The sequence below is a fragment of the Roseovarius sp. MBR-6 genome (assembly GCF_040547525.1).
In the GTDB taxonomy this organism is placed as follows: Bacteria; Pseudomonadota; Alphaproteobacteria; order Rhodobacterales; family Rhodobacteraceae; genus Roseovarius.
On record NZ_JBEPPW010000025.1, the window covers coordinates 8,856 to 27,820 of the forward strand.

Here is an 18,965-nt window from a genome sequence, read left to right on the forward strand (position 1 = left end):
TGACACCATCATAAGCTATTGATCGACTTGCGGTCTGTCGAGGCGATTCCCTCGGGGGTCGAGTGTCGCAAGTATTGGAGCATTAATGAGGGACCTCGACGGCCGTATCTTTCTATCCGCCTCGGATCTCATGCGCTTCATGGGGTGCGCGCACGCGACGACCCTTGATCTGGCACATATGCGTGGCAACGGACCGGAGCCGCGCGAAGACAGCGAGGACGCGGCGCTGCTGCAGAAACAGGGTGACGCCCACGAGGCCGCCCATCTGGCCCAGCTTAACGCGGCGGGCAAAAACGTGGTGGAGATCGCGAGGGGCAACCTTGCCAGCGACGCCGAGGCCACGCGTGCGGCGCTGGTTGCTGGCCCGGACGTGGTGTTTCAGGGCGCTTTCCTGTCAGGCAACTGGGGCGGCTGGTCGGATTTCCTGGAGCGCGTCGAGCGACCCTCCGCGCTTGGACCTTTCAGTTACGAGGTGACCGATACCAAGCTCAAGCGTCGGCCACACCCGAAGCACGTCCTGCAACTTGTGCTCTACTCCGACCTTCTAGCCGAGCTTCAGGACGTTGCGCCCGAGTTCGCCCATGTCGAATTGGGGGACGGCACCCGTGCGACCCTTCGGCTGTCGGACTACGCCGCCTATGCGCGCATGGCGCGGGCGCGGCTTGAGGGGTTCGTGGCCGTTCCACCGGCAACCCGTCCGATCCCCTGCGCGGACTGTGGTCTTTGCCGCTGGGGCGACCATTGCGCCGATGTCTGGCAGGCCGAGGACAGCCTGTTCAATGTCGCGGGCGTCAGCCGTGGACAGGTGAAGAAGCTGGAAGCAGCGGGTATCCAGACAATGGAAGCCCTCGCCAGCCTCGATCTTCGGGTCCGCGGCATGGCGGAAAACACACGCCGCCGGCTGGTGACGCAGGCCCGCCTCCAACACGCCCGAAAGCGAGGGGCGCCCGCGTTTGAGCTGCGCGCACCGGAACCCGGCAAGGGGTTCGACCTGTTGCCCGCGCCGCAGGCGAGCGACCTGTTCTATGACATCGAAGGCGATCCACATTTCGAGGGCGGTCTCGAATACCTCCACGGCGTCTGGTTCGACGGACAATTCCGGGCGTTCTGGGCGCATGACCATGCCGCCGAGGCGCGCGCGCTCGCTGAGCTGCTGGAGTTCTTCCGTGCGCGCCTTGCGGCTTATCCGGACGCGCGCATCTATCACTATGCGCCCTACGAGATCACCGCCCTGCGCCGACTGACCACGAAGTACGGGATCGGCGAGGCTTTCCTCGATCGGCTTCTGCGCGAGCGGCGGTTCGTCGATCTGTTCGCCGTCGTGCGCGGTGCGCTGATCGGATCCGAGCCCAATTACTCCATCAAGTCGATGGAGGCCTTCTACGACCGCAAACGCGATGGCGAGGTGAAGACGGCGGGCGGCTCGGTCGTCGCCTATGAGCGGTGGCGCGAGACGGGCGCGCAGCAGATCCTCGACGAGATCGAGGATTACAACCGCGTCGACTGCATTTCTACCGAGGAGCTGAGGGATTGGTTGGTCGGCATTCGACCCAGTGGCCCCTGGCCGTCGCTTGGTCAGGACGCGGGCACCAAGGAGGTGGAGGAGGACGCCGATACGCAAGAGCTGCGTTCGGCCTTGGCAGCCTCCGACCTGCCCGAGGACCGGCAGGAGATGCTGTTCAACCTCGGCCTCTTCCACAAGCGCGAAGCAAAGCCCGCGCAATGGGCCGTGTTCGACAGCGTTGGCAAGGACGAGGACGATCTGATCGACGATCTCGACGCGCTTGCCGGGCTCGAGGCCGTGGGCGCGGCCGAGCCCGTGAAACGCTCGATGGCGCGCACCTATCGCTTCCCGCAGCAGGAGACGAAGTTGCGGGGCGGCAAAAACGCGACGGTGCCGGTCCTTGACGGGCCGCCCGCCACGATCAGCATCGCCGCTCTGGACCGGACCGCACGTGAGATCACTCTCAAGGCCGGGGCAGCGAAGGCACATCTTCTCTTAGACCGTCTGACGCTCCACCCAGACTGGCCGCTCAACACCGGTGTCATCGCCGTCGCGCTTCGCGATGTGATTGCCGATCAATGCGGGCCGCGCCGATTCACGGCCGTCGACGATCTGTTGTCCCGCGCGGCGCCGCGCCTGACGACCGGCGCGAAGCCTGACCTGCTGGATGGCGCTGATCCGGTCGCGGGCGCGATTGCGGCCGTTGGCGCGATGGACGGCACCGTGCTGCCGATCCAGGGGCCGCCGGGAACCGGCAAGACCTATGTCACTGCGCGCGCCATCCTTTCTCTGGTGCGCAAGGGGCACCGCGTCGGCGTCGCATCGAACAGCCACGAGGCCATCCGGAATGTGCTGATGGGCTGTCTCGCCGCGCTGGAAGACGACGATCCGGACATCACTCTGGAAGACGCCGAACTGGCCCACAAGGTGAGCGGCGACGAGGATGGCTATCCCGACGGCTTCACTGGCATCACGCGGGCCACGTCCAACGACGACCCCGCGCTGACAGAGGCCCATGTCGTCGGCGGAACTGCGTTCTTCTTCTCGCGCCCGGAGTTCGAGCAGACCCTGGACTGGCTCTTCGTCGACGAGGCAGGACAGGTTGGCATCGCCAACCTGGTCGCCATGGGGCGTGCTGCGCGGAACATCGTGCTGGTCGGCGACCCGCGCCAGCTGCCGCAGGTGATCCAGGGGGCGCATCCGGACCCCGCGAACCTCTCCTGCCTCGACTGGATGCTGGGCGATCACGCGACGATCTCACCGGACCGCGGTATCTTCCTGCCTGTCTCGCGCCGGATGCATCCAGATGTCTGCCGCTTCATTTCCGACCAAGTCTACGAGGGACGGCTGACCAGCCACCCCGATACCGCGCGCCAGGCCGTGGCCGGCACCGCGTTTCCCCCAGCAGGTGCGTTCTGGGTGCCGGTCCCGCATGAGGGCAATGCCCAGATCGCACCAGAGGAAGTCGCGGCCATCCAATCTGCCGTTCATGAACTGCTGACGGGCGTTTGGACGGAGAAGGACGGCACGACGCGTCCCATGCGTCAGTCCGACATCATCGTGGTCGCACCCTACAACGCACAGGTGAACGCCCTGCGCGAGGCGCTGCCCGAGGGCATTCGCGTCGGCACCGTGGACAAGTTCCAGGGACAGGAAGCGCCCGTCTGCCTGGTCTCGATGACAGCGTCATCGGCCGAGGAAACGCCGCGTGGCATGGACTTCCTGTTCTCCCTCAACCGGATCAACGTGGCGGTCTCGCGCGCCAAGGGGCTGGCGCTCGTCTTCGGCGCGCCGCGCCTCCGCGAGGCGAAATGCGAGACAGTCGAACAGATGAGGCTGATTAACACGCTCTGTGCGGTGACGGCACTGGCTGAAATCAAAGAGGCGTCATGAGATTCGACCCAAAGGACATCGTCGAGCATCTGCGCCACAACCTTGAGCGTTATCCCTATGCTGACGGGTTCCCTGTCCTTCGCGAGCTTCTGCAGAATGCCGATGACCCGAAAGCTGAAGCTGAAAGCGTAGCCGTATGCCTCCTCAGCGGATGGCCGGATGCTGCCAATCCGCTGCTCCGTGGGCCGGGCCTTTTGCTGGTCAACGACGGTGGTTTCGATGCTGGCTCAGCGACAGGCATGCAAACCTTCGGGGGAAGCGTGAAGGCGCTCGACGAAGCAGCCGTAGGGCGGTTCGGCCTCGGGCAGAAATCGGTCTTTCACCTTTGCGATGCTTTTGTCGTTGTTCCATGCGGTTACGGGACAGAACACCTTCCCTTTGTCGTGAACCCTTTCGAGACGCTCGGGCGCGAAGGCGATGATTGCCTTCGCTGGGACACGATCGATGAAAGCGATGCAACGCTTATCGTTTCGGCTGGGGAACTCTGCATTTCCTCGCGTCGCAGACTGAATTTGTGGTTCCCCTTGCGACGCCCCGGGCTGCGCCCGAAGCCGACGAGCAAGGGCATAAGGCCCATGGATTTCGCACCAGAGAGCCTTGCGCCCCTTGCAGACCGACAGCGTCTCGCTGAAATGCTGGCATCGCTACGCGATGTGCGCCGCGTGTCGGTCGAGATTAACGGCGTACGCGTTGAACTCGACCGCGGTGAGGCCCCCGGCCTGGTCGGGTACGGGCTTGACCCGGGAGATCGCAGTTTCGGAGGCACGCTTGGCCCTGGAATAGTCAGCCTCGGCCGCGAGAGGCGCGCGCCCGACACCTTCTGTAGTCACCTAAGGGAGTCTGACAACTGGCCCCTCAGCCGCAACCCGGACACCGATGAGGAGAAAAAGCAAAAGGCCACGCCACACGGCGCTGCGATCCTTGTGATTGAGCCCGACAGCCGTGGGCGGCTCCTTGCTGACTGGTCGGTGCTCCTGCCGGTAACTGAGGCTTTTCGCGTCCTCCACCATGATGGCAAGGGGCGCCTGAAGTTGCTCCTCCACGGATGCTTTTTCGTCGACAGCGGGCGTAAGTCCATCATCGGTCTTGATGATGACAGCCCGAAACACGCTGAGCAGATGCCTTCGAACGACGCCGCGCTTCGTGCCGATTGGAACCGTAGCATCCGCGACAGGCTTGTTCTGCCGCTGATCCCAGTCGTCTTCCACGACGCTCTGGCACAACAGGTACTCTCGAGCGATGCACTGGCCGCTGCGGTGAGAGCGCTGGCGACCAGCGACTTCGGCCGGACTCACCGCGAAGCCATCGCGGCCGAACATGTGCTAGCCCGCTGCGTTGACGTCACTCGTGACAGCACGTTGGCGCGCTGGCGCCTCGTTCCGGCCGGGACGACCCTGCGGCCCTTGCCGGCACCCGACGAGCGCGGGCGCGTCGCGCTCGTTGAGCTATTGCCCGATGTCGCCGAATGGGCTGTGGCGCGCAACCTAACTCTGGTCTGTGGCGCAGACGCCCTGCTTGCGCCCGAAGTGCCAAGCTGGGACCCCGAGGAGCTGACGGAGTTTCTGGCGGAGCTCAAGCCCGAGTGCTTTGCAAGCGAAAGACACACGCGCGTTCTGACCGATTTTCTACTTGTCGCATGCGCCAACGATGACCTGCGCGTGGCTGCGGTCGAGCCGGTCATCAACCGGCTGAGGAAGGCGATTGCCTCGGCGCCCACGCTTGCGCCGCATGCCCGGATCGCCGAGGTTCTCGCCGCCGTAAATTGTGCGGACATCGTGCCGTTGCCACCCTCTGCCTCCGAGCGCTACGTGTTGCGCGCACTTGCGCAGGCGCAGAACGCGCCGCTTTGTCTGCCCCGAGCATGGCTACCGGAGGGGACCGCCGACAGCCCGACGCTCGACGCCGCCAATGCGCGACCTCTGATCGCAGCCTTACAGCCACTGTTCGCGAACGAAGCGCGGGGCGAGGCCGCAGGTGCGGCATCCCTCGCGATCGTGCGCCGACTGAAGAACCTGGAAACGGCACTGGCCGACCCGGAGCTTCGCCGACTTCCTGTGGTTCGGGCGCTCTATGGTAGTGGCAGCCGCCTACTGAGCCTTGCCGAACTCGACGCCACCGCACGCGAGGGGCTGCTGTTCCGTGATACACCGCCAGAGAAGAAACTCCTCGGGCTGCTGGCAGATGCGCTGCCCGGTTCGAATGCGTTCATTTTGCCAAATGCAGTTGCCGCTGCACTGCAAGATGTGGGCCATAGCCCATCCGTTCGGCCCACTTTTCGCTTGGCTAGCCTCGATGCCGGCGCCGTCTGCTCGTTGGCACGACGAGCTGAGGCGTTCGGTCCACCTCAGGCCCGCGCCGCGCTGCTAAACAGCATCTTCACAGATGATGCGGATAAGCGCGACGCCCTGCGGGCGCTTGCAGCCGGGGATCGGCGTGCGCTTGATCCTAGTGTCAAACTTGAGGCGCTGCGAGAGACAGCCCCGGCGCTGGACGCGCTTATCGCGCGGCTGATCGCGACCTCAACGCAAGATGCTCTGGTACCGGCTGAGATTCTCGACACGCTCGATCGAACCAAGGCTCGCCACCTGTCGATCTCTACGATCGAGGGCGCGGAACTTGGTGATCTGCTCTGCCGTAACGCTGAGGACCTGCCCGAGCGTGGCCTCGACCTAAAGGCGGCCGAGGCGATCCTATGCGCTGGCATCCCCGAGGAATTGCTCCGCAAGCTACCGATCCTGCCTACGGCGCGGGGCGGTTGGGCGTCACCGAACGACCTTTACCAATCGAACCGCGACTGGCCTGTCCCAGCGAGCATGACCACCCTTGTGCCTATGCTTGGTGGTGCCATGGGGCAGAAGGCCAGGAAACGCGCCGAGGCGCTCGTGCATCACTGGTCACCCGCGGCGCAGATCGCAGTCTGCCTCGGTCAACCCGAACCCTCGCGCTTCGCCGCCGAGATTATCGAGGCACTCGCACGGGTCGACCGGCCTGACCTGGACCAGATCGGCCGGGTCCCTTGGCTCCTTGACCGTCGCGGCAGCGCCTGGAAGCCCGAGGATGTGCTCGACCTGTCCGACGAAATTCTCACGGCCGCGCGGCAGGCGCTTGGTGACGATCTGCCTTTCCTGCCGGTGAGCGCCATCGCCCCGACGCTTCGCGATCACCCAGGCTTCGCCGCTTTGCGAGACCGGGGCGTACTTTCCGACGAGGCAGGTTCTCTCGACGAGCTTCTGCTCATAGTCGAGGCCTCGAGACCTGTCGCCTACATGGGCGAGGTCAATGAGGAGTTGGGAGGTGCGCTTACCGACCTCGCTGCTGCCGGCGCCGTCCTCCCGCTCACTGGCTGGCCCCTTCTCGCCGCCGTGCTGCGAGCGCCTGCCAAGGACAACGAGAAGAACGCAAGCCGGGTGTGCGAGGTCCTCACGCAATTTGGGACCGCCGACAGAGTATCGTCCTTGGGCGTTGACGAGTGGCTCAACGCCTTGGCGAGGATGGCGCAGGAAGGGAAAAGCACGGCCCGCGCTGCGAAGAGTTCTGCGCGCGTCGCCTACGAGGCGAGCTTCCGGGCGATGACTGCATGGCCCACCTCGAGTCTCCGGGCGATTATGGGCAGAGTCTTGGTGCCCACCGCGGCAGGCGCCTGGAAGCCAGGTTGCGAGGTCACTGTCCGATGCACGGGGGTCGCGCCGGATGTCCTGCTTTACTCGGAACTCGCTGCGCTTTTGCCGGCACATGAAGATCCGACCGCTGCCGAGGATGGTGCCGCATATGAAAACACGGATGTCGAGCAGTCAGTTTTGTCAGAGGAAGACTGTTCGCAAAGCTTGGCCGCGGTTCTGACGCAACTGCGGGCGCAGGTGCCGGAGCAGGCACTCGCATTATTCGCCGCGCTAGTTGCTGATCGCGATCTGTTCGAGAGGCTGGCGCGCGATCATCTGGCGCTGCCGCAGGCACAAATTCTTGCGATTCAGAATAGGCTCAGCGAAGTCGTTGGCGAACTCACCCCCAATCAGACCGGAAGAACGTACGATCTCTCGTCGATCCGCAAAGACGTTCGCCTGCACTTCAAACTTACTACCGGCGGACCGGTCCCGATACTTGCTCTTGACGGAAGTTTTAGAAACGCGCCCAGCGCAATACTCACACCGTTTCAGGTTCTTGGTGCGGGACATCATCAGCAACGCAGGCTGAAAACGGAAAGTGCCACTGCCGGACTTGGCACGATGGCCCATGAGGTTACGCTCGCTGATAGTGATGGCTCGATTGCGCGGGCCACACTGGAGGAGTTAATCGCTACCGTTGGACGGCTCGCTCTATGGCATTTCCGTCATTGCGAGGAAGCTGTCCTTGAGGAATTCCGTCAAGCATTCCAGGCTGAACAAGCGACGGTCGAGGATACGCGCGCTCGCCTCGAAGATCGCCTGCCGCAGATCCTGGCAGAATTGAAGCCAGTCCGTGGATCGAAGCTACGGGACGTTCTGAACCGGTATGAGACGAAGGAGCAGTCCATCCCGCCGAACCGGCGTGCAGACCAATTGCCTGCGGCCAAGCGTTCGCTCTGGGAGGAGGTTTCATCGCCAGAGACGGCTTCCGAACTGCTCGCGCTGATCCGCCAGGGCATCGGGAGCTACGGCTATGGCCCTGCGCGCGTGGTTTTTGAACTCTTCCAGAATGCTGACGACGCGACGCTTCAACACCCGCCCGAGGTGGCATCGTTGTGCCGTGTTGTGTTCCAGACCGAGCGTTTGCGCCTGCAGCACTGGGGACGTCTCATCAATCGTCCCGGGCGTCCGGCCGACGGCGAACGCGAGGGCTGGCAGCGAGACCTCTTCAACATGCTTCTTATGAACCTTTCCGAAAAGCGCGAGGATGTGACGGGGCGGTTCGGACTGGGGTTCAAGAGCGTGCATCTAATTGCACACGAGGTGGGAATCGCCTCCGGTTTCGAGGCATCTTGCCGAGTTAAGGGAGGCATGCTGCCTGAGGTTTGGGAGGGCGGACGGACACTCTCGATGGACGAGAAGCGGGATGGGAGGAGCGCAACGCTTATCGAGCTGGAGATCGACCCTGAGCTCCATGCTAAGGCTGAAGAGGCGCGAGCGGCCTTCGAAAGTAGCGTTCGGTGGCTGCCAGCCACGGCGCGGGCGATCCGGGAGATCGAGTTTAATGGCCGCCGGTTTAAGGCCCACTTCGGCGAGACGGGCACGACAGGGATCAAGCACGTCGTCTTCGAAGGCGCAGAACCCGGCCAGGCGCTCGCGCTTATCCTGGACAGCAATACGAGGTTGTTCTTGCTCCTCGGGTCCGACGGCCCTCAAGCGCTGCCCGAGACCCTAGCTAGGCTGTGGTTGCTTGCGCCACTTGAAGAGGAGTGCCGGGCCGGCTGGCTTCTCAACTCCTATGGCTTTCGCGTCGATCCGGGGCGCGGGCGGCTTGCGGGCAGCGTCGATGAGCGCGCGGCGCTCTTCGGTCGTCTGGGTCGGGCGCTAGGGGAGAGATTGGTCGAACTCTACGACCTCATCGAACGCGACTGGGCGGGCTTTGCGGAAGGTTCTGGGCTTGCCGACCGGAACGCCGCCTCGGGGCGCGCAGTGTTCCTTGAACGCCTCACACTTCTCTTAACAGCGGATGTGTCCCGCGACGCCGAAGACGAACGACTCGAGACGCACCTCCACCGCGAAGGTGGCCTCACGCACCTGTTCCGCGAGCGTGAGGCACTGCCGACCGGGCTGCCGGCACCCTTCGCACCTTTCTTGCGCGTGGATCAGGTTCGCTGGCAGATCGCCGGGCCGCTTGCTGAGCGGAGCCGGCTCAGGCGGCTCACGGGCTGGCGGGGGATCGCGGACATCGCGCACTCGGCGGTGAGTCTAAAGGCAGCGGAGCTGCTCCAGCGGCTCGGGTTCGACGCACCGCAAACCTTCGATGCGGCAAAGCTTGTCAAGGCAGAACTGGGTGAGAACAAGCAGGTTGATCCCGAAACCGCCGCAAAGCTGGGTGCAGTTCTCGATGAGGACTTCGTAAATGCCCTAGCTTGGACGGAGCAGCAGGAACTGCTCAAGGCTGCAGCCGGTGCGAGGTTCCGAATGGCCGATGGCAGTTGGCGCGAGGCTCGTATGGCGCCGCGCGATGCCGTGGATGCGGATGAGGAGGAACGCCGCATTCTCGCCTTCGCACCCGATACGGACGTTGCCGACGGCTCCTATACTAACGCCGCGCTTTCATTCTACCGTCTGGCCGCACGGCAGAGCGGCTTTCAGAGGAAAGCCGAGTCCTTTGAGCGCTGGGCGCAAGAGACGGTCGACCAAGCTGCCCGATGTGCGCTTCTATCCTACGTTGCAGAGGGCGGCCAAGGCGAGCGCCTGGGGGCACTTCTGGCGCGCGCGCGACCGCACTGGCTACCCGGCGATCCGGACGAGCTACGCCAAAGCGCACTGGTGGAGGGCCTTGATGACGACACGCGCGGTCGGCTCATGACCATTCTCTATCCATCGCTCGCTCGTAGCATCGGTTCGGGCCGGTGGTCGCCGTTCGACCCGGGCACCGCAGAGCCTTGGGACGCGCCGCCTGATCCGGCCGAAGAACTCGCCCGGATCCGCGATTGGTGGCGACGGGAGCACACCGATCAGCGGCGCAACTACGACACCCGCGTCTGGCCCGAAGGGTTCATTCCGGGACGCCTTCGCGACTGCGAGGCCACAGATGACCGGCTCGGCTGGTTCACTTTCTTCGCTCTCGGCATCTTCCGCACGTTGGGCTGGAACAATCAGGGTGCCCACAAAAGCTTCGTCGAGGCCGCGGTCCGAGAGGGCTGGTGGCAGGAAATGGCCGAGGCAAGGTTTTCGAACAACGCGCTCTCTGAAGCTGAGTTGAGCGAGGCCGCCATGCCTTGGCTGAAACGGCTCGAGAATTTCGCTAGGCCCGACGTTTGGAAAATCGACTTTCCGCAATGGCGCCGCACTCTCCCCGACCTCTATGCCCTTGCGCGCTGGCTGCCTGACTATGTTGAGGCTTTCAGACTGCTGCCGAGGGCGATCGAACGCGACGGAAGTATTTCCCTAAGCGATGCCTTGCGACCAAGTATGAGTCCAATTTGGCAGAAACGCGGGCTTGAGGGCGCGCCGCTTGCGCAAAGCCTCGGGCTCGGGGCCAACTGGATGATACGAGAGGCGATGCGGCATGGCCTTTGGGAGGACGACGAGGCGAGCCGCATGCACCCGTACGGCTGGGGGGGAACAGCGCATCTGCGCAAACTATTCGAAGAGCGGCTGAGCCATTCACTTCAGGCCCCAGAATACAAGATGGACCTTTCACCAGACATCCACGGCTTTGTTTTCAACCATCTTGGCCCGGACGCCGCTTTCCTCGGCGACCTGGACCTTCCGCTTCAGCTCTGGAATGGCGACGTTCACGAACAGGCCGATGTGTCGGAATACAATGACGAGAACGAAGAATGACTGCACTTGCTCAAGACCGTCCCGTTCGCCATCCGCGCCACGGTGAAGGCCGTGTTGTCCACGATCTAGGCGATACCATTATCGTCCGCTTTGGCGCAGCGCTCGAACAGGTCGAGCGTGGAGAGCTTGAGGTGGTCCGATCGCTCGCCGATGCCCTGACCGAGGGCGTCTCCGATGATCCCCTCGCCGCGCTCGCACGTGCGCAGGCGCTGCTGATCCGCTCTATCAACGACCAATGGGGGGTGTTTTCACGTTCGCGGGTGCAGCTTCTGCCGCATCAGCTTTGGGTGTGTCGCCAGGTCACCCAGCACTGGCCCGCGCGTTGGTTGGTGGCGGACGACGTGGGCCTTGGAAAGACGATTGAGGCTGGGCTGATCCTGACGCCTCTATTGGCAGGTGGCCGTATCCAGCGGCTCCTGATCCTGGCCCCGGCGCGCCTAGTTCCGCAATGGCGCGCACGCATGAAGTCCATGTTCGACATTCGCCTTCAGGAATACACACGCGAGCAGGACCGCGGGAAGATCAGCTTCTGGGACACAGCTTCGCAAGTCGTTGCCTCGTTCCACACGCTGCGTCAGCCTGCAGCTCGCGACCGTCTTTTGGCTGCCGGGCCATGGGACATGGTCATGGTTGACGAAGCGCACCATTTCCAAGCTCAAGAACGCATCTCGACACAGACTTACGACCTGCTTCGCGAGCTCCAGGACAGGGGCCGGATAGAGTCACTCGTCTTGTTTACGGGAACGCCTCACCGCGGCAAGGATTTCGGCTTCCTCGCGCTCATGCGGCTCATCCGGCCCGATCTCTTTGATCCCCGGCAACCTGTGGGCGATCAGCTTCCGAACCTCCGCGAGGCAATGATCCGAAACAACAAGGCGCTCGTGACCGACCTTGAGGGCAATCGGCTTTTTCAACCCGTAAGCACCGAAACCGTAGACTATGACTACGCGCCAGCCGAGGCTGCGTTCTACCAGACCATGAGCGCCTTCATCCTCGATGGCCGGGCCTATGCTTTGAATCTGACGGGACGCGAGCAGTCGGCCCGGATGCTGTTGCTCATCGCGCTGCAGAAGCTGGCGGCGAGTTCGATCGCGGCGATCCGCAGCGCACTCGAACGCCGGCGCGCGATGCTGGCCGAAGCGGTGCAGCGGGTGACAGCAGATTTGCCCGAAGAAGCTGAGACACTCGACGAAGCGGCCGAGCAAGATGAGGCGCTGCCCGACCAAGTGGCTTTGTTCCTTATGCAGGGCGAAATTGAGCGGCTCGACGACTTAGTAGCGTTGGCTCGCGGGATCACAGCGGAGGCGAAGATCGCCCGTCTGATCGCGCTTATCGACGAACAGCTGCCCTCGGGCGAGCCACTTCTCCTGTTCACCGAATACAAGGCTACTCAGGCCCTCGTCATTGCCGCGCTTGAGGCGCGCTTCGGCAAGGGCTGCGTGGGTTTCATCAACGGAGACGAACGGCTGGCTGTGCAGGAAGCGGATGGCGCGATCCGCGTCCGAAGCCTTTCTCGCGACGCCGCCGCGGATGATTTCAATGCTGGCCGCACCCGCTTTCTTGTTTCGACCGAGGCAGGCGGCGAGGGGATCGACTTGCAGGACCGCTGCGCGACCCTTGTGCATGTGGATCTCCCCTGGAACCCGATGCGCCTGCACCAGCGTGTCGGTCGGCTCAATCGCTACGGGCAGAAGCGGGCGGTCCGGGTGTTCCTGCTCCGCAACCCCGCCACGGTCGAGGCCCGCATCTGGGCGCTGCTCGAGGCGAAGCTCGCGCGCATCCAGGCCGCGCTTTCGGCCTCGATGGAAGAGGCCGAAGACATCGCCCAGCTCGTGATCGGCATGCAGGGCGGGCGGTTCTTCGACGAACTCTTTACCGAGGGGTCGAACGCAGTCCCCGGTAACCAGCGCGAGGGGCTGGCCGAATGGTTCGACGCGCGCACAGCCACTTTCGGTGGGCGCGATGCGCTCGAGACCGTCCGAGCGATGCTCGGCCAGGTCGCCCGGTTCGATTTTGGCGCGATCGGAGGCAGCATCCCCCGGATCGACCTACCTGCGCTCGAGCCGTTCTTCCGAAACGCCATGGTGCTGATGGGGCGTCGTGTTACGCGGGGCGAAGACGGTCTGTCCGTCGCGACGCCAGAGGACTGGAAGCGCAGCCTCGATCTGCAGCCGCGCTACAATGGGCTCGTCTTTGACCGGAGGCTGCCTGGAAACGAGCGGATGAACCGCCTTCTTGGTGTCGGCCACCCGCTTCTGGACCATGCGCTTGCCGAGGCGGCGGGGCGCCCCGTGCTGATTGCCCGAGTTCGCAACCTTGCCCAATCCATGCTTCTTGCTGCTGTCGAAGACGAGGTTACGGGAACAGGTGGCACCGTCCACCGAGTGGTCCTAGCGGTGGAGGGACCCGGAGCCGAGGAGCGGCCGCCGCTCGCCGATTGGCAAGCGCTTGACCGCCTCAACGCGTGTCTCGCCGGAGAAGATCAGGCCGCTCCGCTAACGCATGCAGAACGCGCCGAGACGCAGGCACTGCTCGATTTACTGCGCGAAGCCCTGCCTTCCGTCACCATGCCATTTCGTCGGCCTCGTGCGGTGCCGCTCCTTTGCTTACTCCCTGAAAGAACGGGATGAATTGAGCTAGAATGGGGATTAAAGATGTTCTAGCGCTGGTCTTCGGCGCGCCGCGTCTGCGCGAGACGAAATGCGAGACAGTAAAGCAGATGCAGCTGGTGAATACGCTGTGCGCGTTGCCTGAGTCTGGAGATTTTTGAATGTGGGAGAGTTTCGAGGCTCGGCTCGATGAAAAGAAAGCGACCGCCCCCTACCGCTGCGCAGGGCGCTTTTCGACGTGCTGCGCAGCTCGGGCCTGCGCCCGGGCGGCGGGGTCACCAAAAAAATGGTGTCCTTTGAATTTGGCGGAGGTGAGCGCCTGCTGTGGGAGATGCAGAATCCGGCCAACATCTTTCTTCATGCAAAATGGCGCGATCGCGTCGAGGCGAGCGGCTTTGCCAGCGAGCTGCGGTCCTATCAGAGCGGAATGAAGGATGGTGGGCGGCATTCGGCCCTCAGCCGAGACTGGTCCTTTGGCGATGCTGATTGCATTGTCGTGCGGATCGATAATGCCGAAGCCATGCGCCGACTGCTCGAGGCATTGTTAGATTCTGAAGATGCGTTGGTTCTGAACCCGGCGGCGATCACGCGCTGGATCGAGCGCCTCCGCCACTTCTTTCCCGCCCTGGACCGCTTTGACCGACCCGATCCACATTTCGACGAGGCGGAGCGAACCTATAAGCTTGAGATCGCAACCGAGCTGAAGGCAGCGATCACACAACCCGGATCCGATCAGGATCTCGCCAATGCCGTAAACACCGCGCTCGCCAAAAGCAATCTGCTGCAATGGCGCGCCTATTGGCCGCTGTCGCCGAAGGGTGATGCGGATCGTGAAAAGCTCTGGCCCGCCCTGCGCGAGCTCGTCGATGCCGCGCTTGGCGCAGCCGACGGTCACGCCTTGGCACTGGATGCCTTTGTCAACGCCTGGATTGCGGCTGTCCCAAACGGTAAGCCCGATCCGGCCCGTCAGATCGGCGAATTCCTGCTCCTGCATCTCGCCCCAAACGAGGGCATCTATATCCGTCATTCCGTACGTCAGGATCTATGGCTGCAAGCTGTGGGCAGTCGGTTCCCCGATCACTCGTCGGTGGCGGATACCTATCGTGACGAATTGCGCTTCATGAAGGCGGTCCGCAGCGCTTTCGAGGCTCAGGGGCTGGCGCCACGCGACATGATCGATGTGCAAGGCGCACTGTGGGTCGTCCACAATTACAAGGAAGAGGACACAGCATCCTTTTCGCGCGAGGCGATCGAGGCGGCGATGGACGCCTACGACAGCTATCGCCAATCGGGCGAGCACGCCGCGATTTTCGACGCCTTCGGCGAGCCGCGCGACTATTGGGTGCGATCGACACGCGACCGGCCCAACCGGATCTACCCCTCAAAGCCGGTCGTCGGCTTTTTGCGCGGCAAAACAGAACTCAACGGAGGCTGGGGGCAAAAGTCCGATGCCGCGGCCCAGCTCCACAATGCGGGCTACATCATCGTCGATGCCGAAGGCGCGCCGGTTGCTTCGCCTGAGCGCTACGAACACCTGATCGCAGGTGCCGACCGCATCCGCCTGTGCGCGCGAAACTACTATATCGAACTGGCTCGCGAGAACGGCGAAGCAGAAGTTGCCATACGAGCAGGCGATCTAGGCCGCGACATCGGTCTGCACGATCGGCATCCGGCAATTTGTAGCGCGCTCGGGAGCGAGGAGTTCCAGAAACTCGCGGAGGTTCCGCCCCCGACGCACACCCTGCCAAATCCCAGCAGTTCCACCGTCTTCACCTTTAAGCTCGCCTCGGCGGAAGGGCACGAACCCATGACCTTTGAACCCATGACCGCAATGCCCACCGCCACCAATCTCATCCTCTACGGCCCGCCGGGAACCGGGAAAACCTACGCCACGGCTTGGGAGGCGGTGCGCCTTTGCTTGGGCGGGAACGCGGCGGCGCCTTTGCGCCATGACCGCGATGCCCTGATGACCGAGTATCGCCGCCTTGCTGGTGAAGGTCGGATCGAGTTCGTGACATTCCACCAGTCATTTTCCTACGAGGATTTTGTTGAAGGGCTTCGGCCGACGACAGGGAGCGAACAGGAAGGTGACGACGAGGGCGCCGGCACTTCCGGCGGTTTCAGCCTCAAGCCCCATGCCGGCGTATTCAAGATCATCAGCGAGAGGGCACGACTCGACACAGGCGATGCGCCGGCAAAGCGGCTCGACCGTTCGCGCCCGATCTACAAGATTGCTCTCGGTCAGCGCGGTAGCCAGGAAAGCCGAATTCGCGAAGGCCTCGATGGCGGATTGATCCATCTCGGCTGGGGCGGTGATATCGACTGGTCGGACGAGCGGTTCGACGATTTCGAAGAAATCCGAAAGGCGTGGAACGACCAAAAGGATCCCGATGCATCCGGCAAGGATCCAAATATCGAAATGCTCTTCGCGTTTCGGTCCGGCCTTCAGGTCGGCGACTATGTGGTCATCTCCGACGGCCGTGACAGTTATCGCGCCTTCGGACGCGTGAGCGGCGAGTATTATTTTGATGCCGACGCCGACTTCCATCCGCATCGTCGCAGCGTTGAATGGATCTGGCGGGACGACAACGGAGCGGAGCGCGCACCTTTCTACGCCCGAAACTTCCGCCGTCAGTCGGCCTATCGCCTCGATCCGAACAGGATCGATTGGGATGCGCTGGAATCGGTGGTGATCGATCCTAATGCCGAGCGGCCGGTGGCCAGTGCGCGGCCGCATGTCCTCATCATCGACGAGATCAACCGGGCCAATATCTCCAAAGTCTTTGGCGAGCTGATCACGCTGCTCGAAATTGACAAGCGGCTCGGTTGCGAAAACGAAGTCAGAGTCCGGCTTCCCTATTCCGGGGCGAGTTTCGGCGTGCCGGCCAACCTGCACATTATCGGCACAATGAACACCGCGGACCGTTCGATTGCGCTGCTCGATACCGCCTTGCGCCGACGGTTTACCTTCCGCGAGCTGATGCCCGACGTTGAAGAACTGCGGCGGGCGCTGGCGGCGCGGCAGCTTGATGCCGCAAACCTCGAAGGGGTCGATCTGTGCAAGCTTCTGCGCACCCTCAACGAGCGGATCGAGTATCTTTTCGATCGGGAACACCAGATCGGCCATGCTTACTTCACAGGTTGCACGACCCGCGCCGATGTGGAGGATGTCATGCGCCACAAGGTCATCCCGCTTCTGGCGGAGTACTTTTACGAAGACTGGTCAAAGGTTGCTGCGGTGCTCGGCGATGGTGATGGTGCCAGCGGCGCCCGTTTTCTCGAATCCATACGGTTGGCAGCGCCAGTCGGCTTCGCCGATGATGATCTGGGCGGGGACAAGCGGCGTTGGAGCGTGAAGACCAGCTTTGATTTCTCGGACTTCGCAGCCTGATGCCCGCCTACACGGTTCGTGAGTGGGAAAAGCTCGCTTACGGCGAGGCCAAGGGTCAGATCACGGTGCACCATGCCGACCGACTTGCGGGGCTGGCGGCACGCTCGGCTTTCGCCGGACGCGGCGGCAGTGGGGTGCTCGAGCATGGCAGGAACGCGTTGCGTGCCCGTGGCGTGGTCGGGATTCTGGCATCGGGCGATGCAAGCCTGGAGATCCTGCCAAAGATCGATGTGGCTCCCGGTGAAACACCCGATCACGAGAACGCCGCGATCCGGAAACGCTTGGTGCATATGCTTGCCGTAGCGCTTGATCTAAAGATCGACCTCGGTGTCATTACCGATCTTGCCTGGCAGCGCGAAACGCTCCTGGAAATCTTGATCCGTATCTTTTGCGACAAGCTGACCGAAACCCTGCGCAAGGGCATGCCGCGCCGTTATGTCGGGCGGGAAGAAGACTTGCCGACTTTGCGTGGCCAGCTCGACGTGAACCGTCAGTTCACCCGACATGCGGTCAATCCTTCACGTCTCGCCTGCCGTTTCGATCTTCTCTCGGAAGACACGCCGCTCAACAGGATCATGAAGGCGGCAGTGGTTCACCTGTTTCGCCTCTCGCGGCGCAGCGTCAACCAGAAGCGCCTGCGCGAGCTGGCGTTTGTCTATGCTGAAATCGCCGACGTTCCGGTCCCAGCCCTGCGATGGGACGAGGTCGTCATCGATCGGACCAACCGGTCCTGGCGAGAGCTGTTCGCCATGGCGCGTCTCTTCCTGCACGACCGCTACCAGACGACGACAGGCGGAACGGGTGAGGGCACCGCGATGCTGTTCGAGATGAACGCACTGTTCGAAGAATATGTCGGACGGCTGATCGCTCGCGCACTGGCGGGAACTGGACTTACCGTTTCGCTCCAAGGTGGACGACTGTTCTGCCTTAGTGCGCAGGACAGCGAACGCGGGCTTTTCCAGACCAGACCTGACATCCTGATCCGCAGGGATGGTAGCGTAACCCATGTCATCGATACCAAGTGGAAGCGGATATCCTCGCGGATTGATGATCCCAAGCAAGGCGTCTCGCAGGCCGACGTGTATCAGATGATGGCCTATGCACAGCTGTACCACGCTCCGCGATTGACGCTGCTCTATCCCCATCACCCCGGCCTCGGAACCGAAGACGCTGTTCACGCTCGCCATCGCATCACCGGGCATGCCACGATCCTTGAGACCGCCAGCATAGACGTGGCGAACAGTGAAAAAATACTCGATCGCATCCGACAACTGCTTATCGGCGATGAGGAAATGGTCGAGGCCGCTGGCTGACCGAGCTATAGAGCTGCTTTTCAACACAAAACCGGCATCTTGAATTGTGGAGGCGTGGCGAACAGTGCAAAGGTATTCGATCACATGTCCGAAGGATCAGAAATTCCTTGGAAACCGAGCGGCACCCCCAAAAGAGGGTTGTCTTTCAGGCCCATCCCCCGGGTCCCAAAATGCAAGTGGGACCCATTACGTTTGAGCAAACGAATTTTTGAGGGCGTAGGTGGAGCCCGGCAATATGAACTCGGCACCCCCTCTCATTCCGATCAGATTGCTCGGAAAAAGTGCATTCACGCCGCGTCGCGGGTGTAGGAAGTGATAATGCCGCCAAGCTGGCGATTGCGCCGGATCGGGCCGTCACGGACGGGCCGGAAATCGACTTGCAGCACGTTGTTCCCGATGTCCCGTCCACGATGTGGGCGCTCGAAATTATAGTGGCGCACCCAGGTCCGCAGGATGTAATCGAGCTGCGAGCGGCTGAAGCAGACGAAGAAATCCAGACATTCGCGCTTGATGGTACCAATGAAGGACTCGGCGAAGGCATTGGCGTCCGGTGCTCTGTGCGGGATCTGGATGACCCGGGCGCCTTCCGATGCCCAGACGGTATCGAAGCTGGCGCTGAACTTGGTGTCGGCATCGCGGATCAGGAAACCCGGCGTGATCCCTTGTTCAGCGCACCACATCAAAGTGTTGCGTGCGTATTCCGGAACTGTCCGTCGTCGAATGATTTGGAACAGGCGGCGTGATTTTGGTCTGGAGGGCTCCGGCTCTGTTGGTTGATGTTATGCTGCTTGGCGCTGATGG

Annotated in this window: 6 protein-coding genes; 5 read left to right on the top strand and 1 reads right to left on the bottom strand. The window is 62.7% G+C overall.

Going from position 1 to position 18,965, the window contains the following annotated elements; all coding sequences use genetic code 11:
- Positions 1 to 85: 85 nt before the first annotated feature.
- The 5 genes from ABIE57_RS18530 to ABIE57_RS18550 all read left to right on the top strand — a co-directional run bounded on the left by ABIE57_RS18530 (position 86) and on the right by ABIE57_RS18550 (position 18,164).
- Positions 86 to 3,397, top strand: coding sequence for a TM0106 family RecB-like putative nuclease (locus ABIE57_RS18530; RefSeq protein ID WP_354540522.1), 3,312 nt, complete (start codon positions 86 to 88; stop codon positions 3,395 to 3,397).
- Positions 3,394 to 10,851: a sacsin N-terminal ATP-binding-like domain-containing protein gene (locus ABIE57_RS18535; RefSeq protein ID WP_354540523.1), complete on the top strand. Its 7,458-nt coding sequence runs from the start codon at positions 3,394 to 3,396 to the stop codon at positions 10,849 to 10,851. Before ABIE57_RS18530 ends, ABIE57_RS18535 begins: the two co-directional genes overlap by 4 nt.
- Complete coding sequence (locus ABIE57_RS18540; RefSeq protein WP_354540524.1) at positions 10,848 to 13,481, top strand: DEAD/DEAH box helicase; 2,634 nt, start codon at positions 10,848 to 10,850, stop codon at positions 13,479 to 13,481. The genes ABIE57_RS18535 and ABIE57_RS18540 overlap by 4 nt, the downstream gene beginning before the upstream one ends.
- Positions 13,482 to 13,698: 217 nt before the next feature.
- A complete protein-coding gene (locus ABIE57_RS18545) occupies positions 13,699 to 16,851 on the top strand; it encodes a DUF8426 domain-containing protein (protein ID WP_354540525.1) in 3,153 nt (1,050 codons plus the stop codon).
- The gene (locus tag ABIE57_RS18550; RefSeq protein ID WP_354540526.1) at positions 16,851 to 18,164 is read left to right on the top strand and encodes an McrC family protein; all 1,314 of its coding nucleotides are present in this window, start codon (positions 16,851 to 16,853) and stop codon (positions 18,162 to 18,164) included. The genes ABIE57_RS18545 and ABIE57_RS18550 overlap by 1 nt, the downstream gene beginning before the upstream one ends.
- 287 nt (positions 18,165 to 18,451) lie before the next feature.
- Here the strand turns inward: ABIE57_RS18550 and ABIE57_RS18555 are convergent, their stop codons facing one another.
- Positions 18,452 to 18,844, bottom strand: coding sequence for an integrase core domain-containing protein (locus ABIE57_RS18555; protein ID WP_354540527.1), 393 nt, complete (start codon positions 18,842 to 18,844; stop codon positions 18,452 to 18,454).
- Positions 18,845 to 18,965 lie beyond the last annotated feature (121 nt).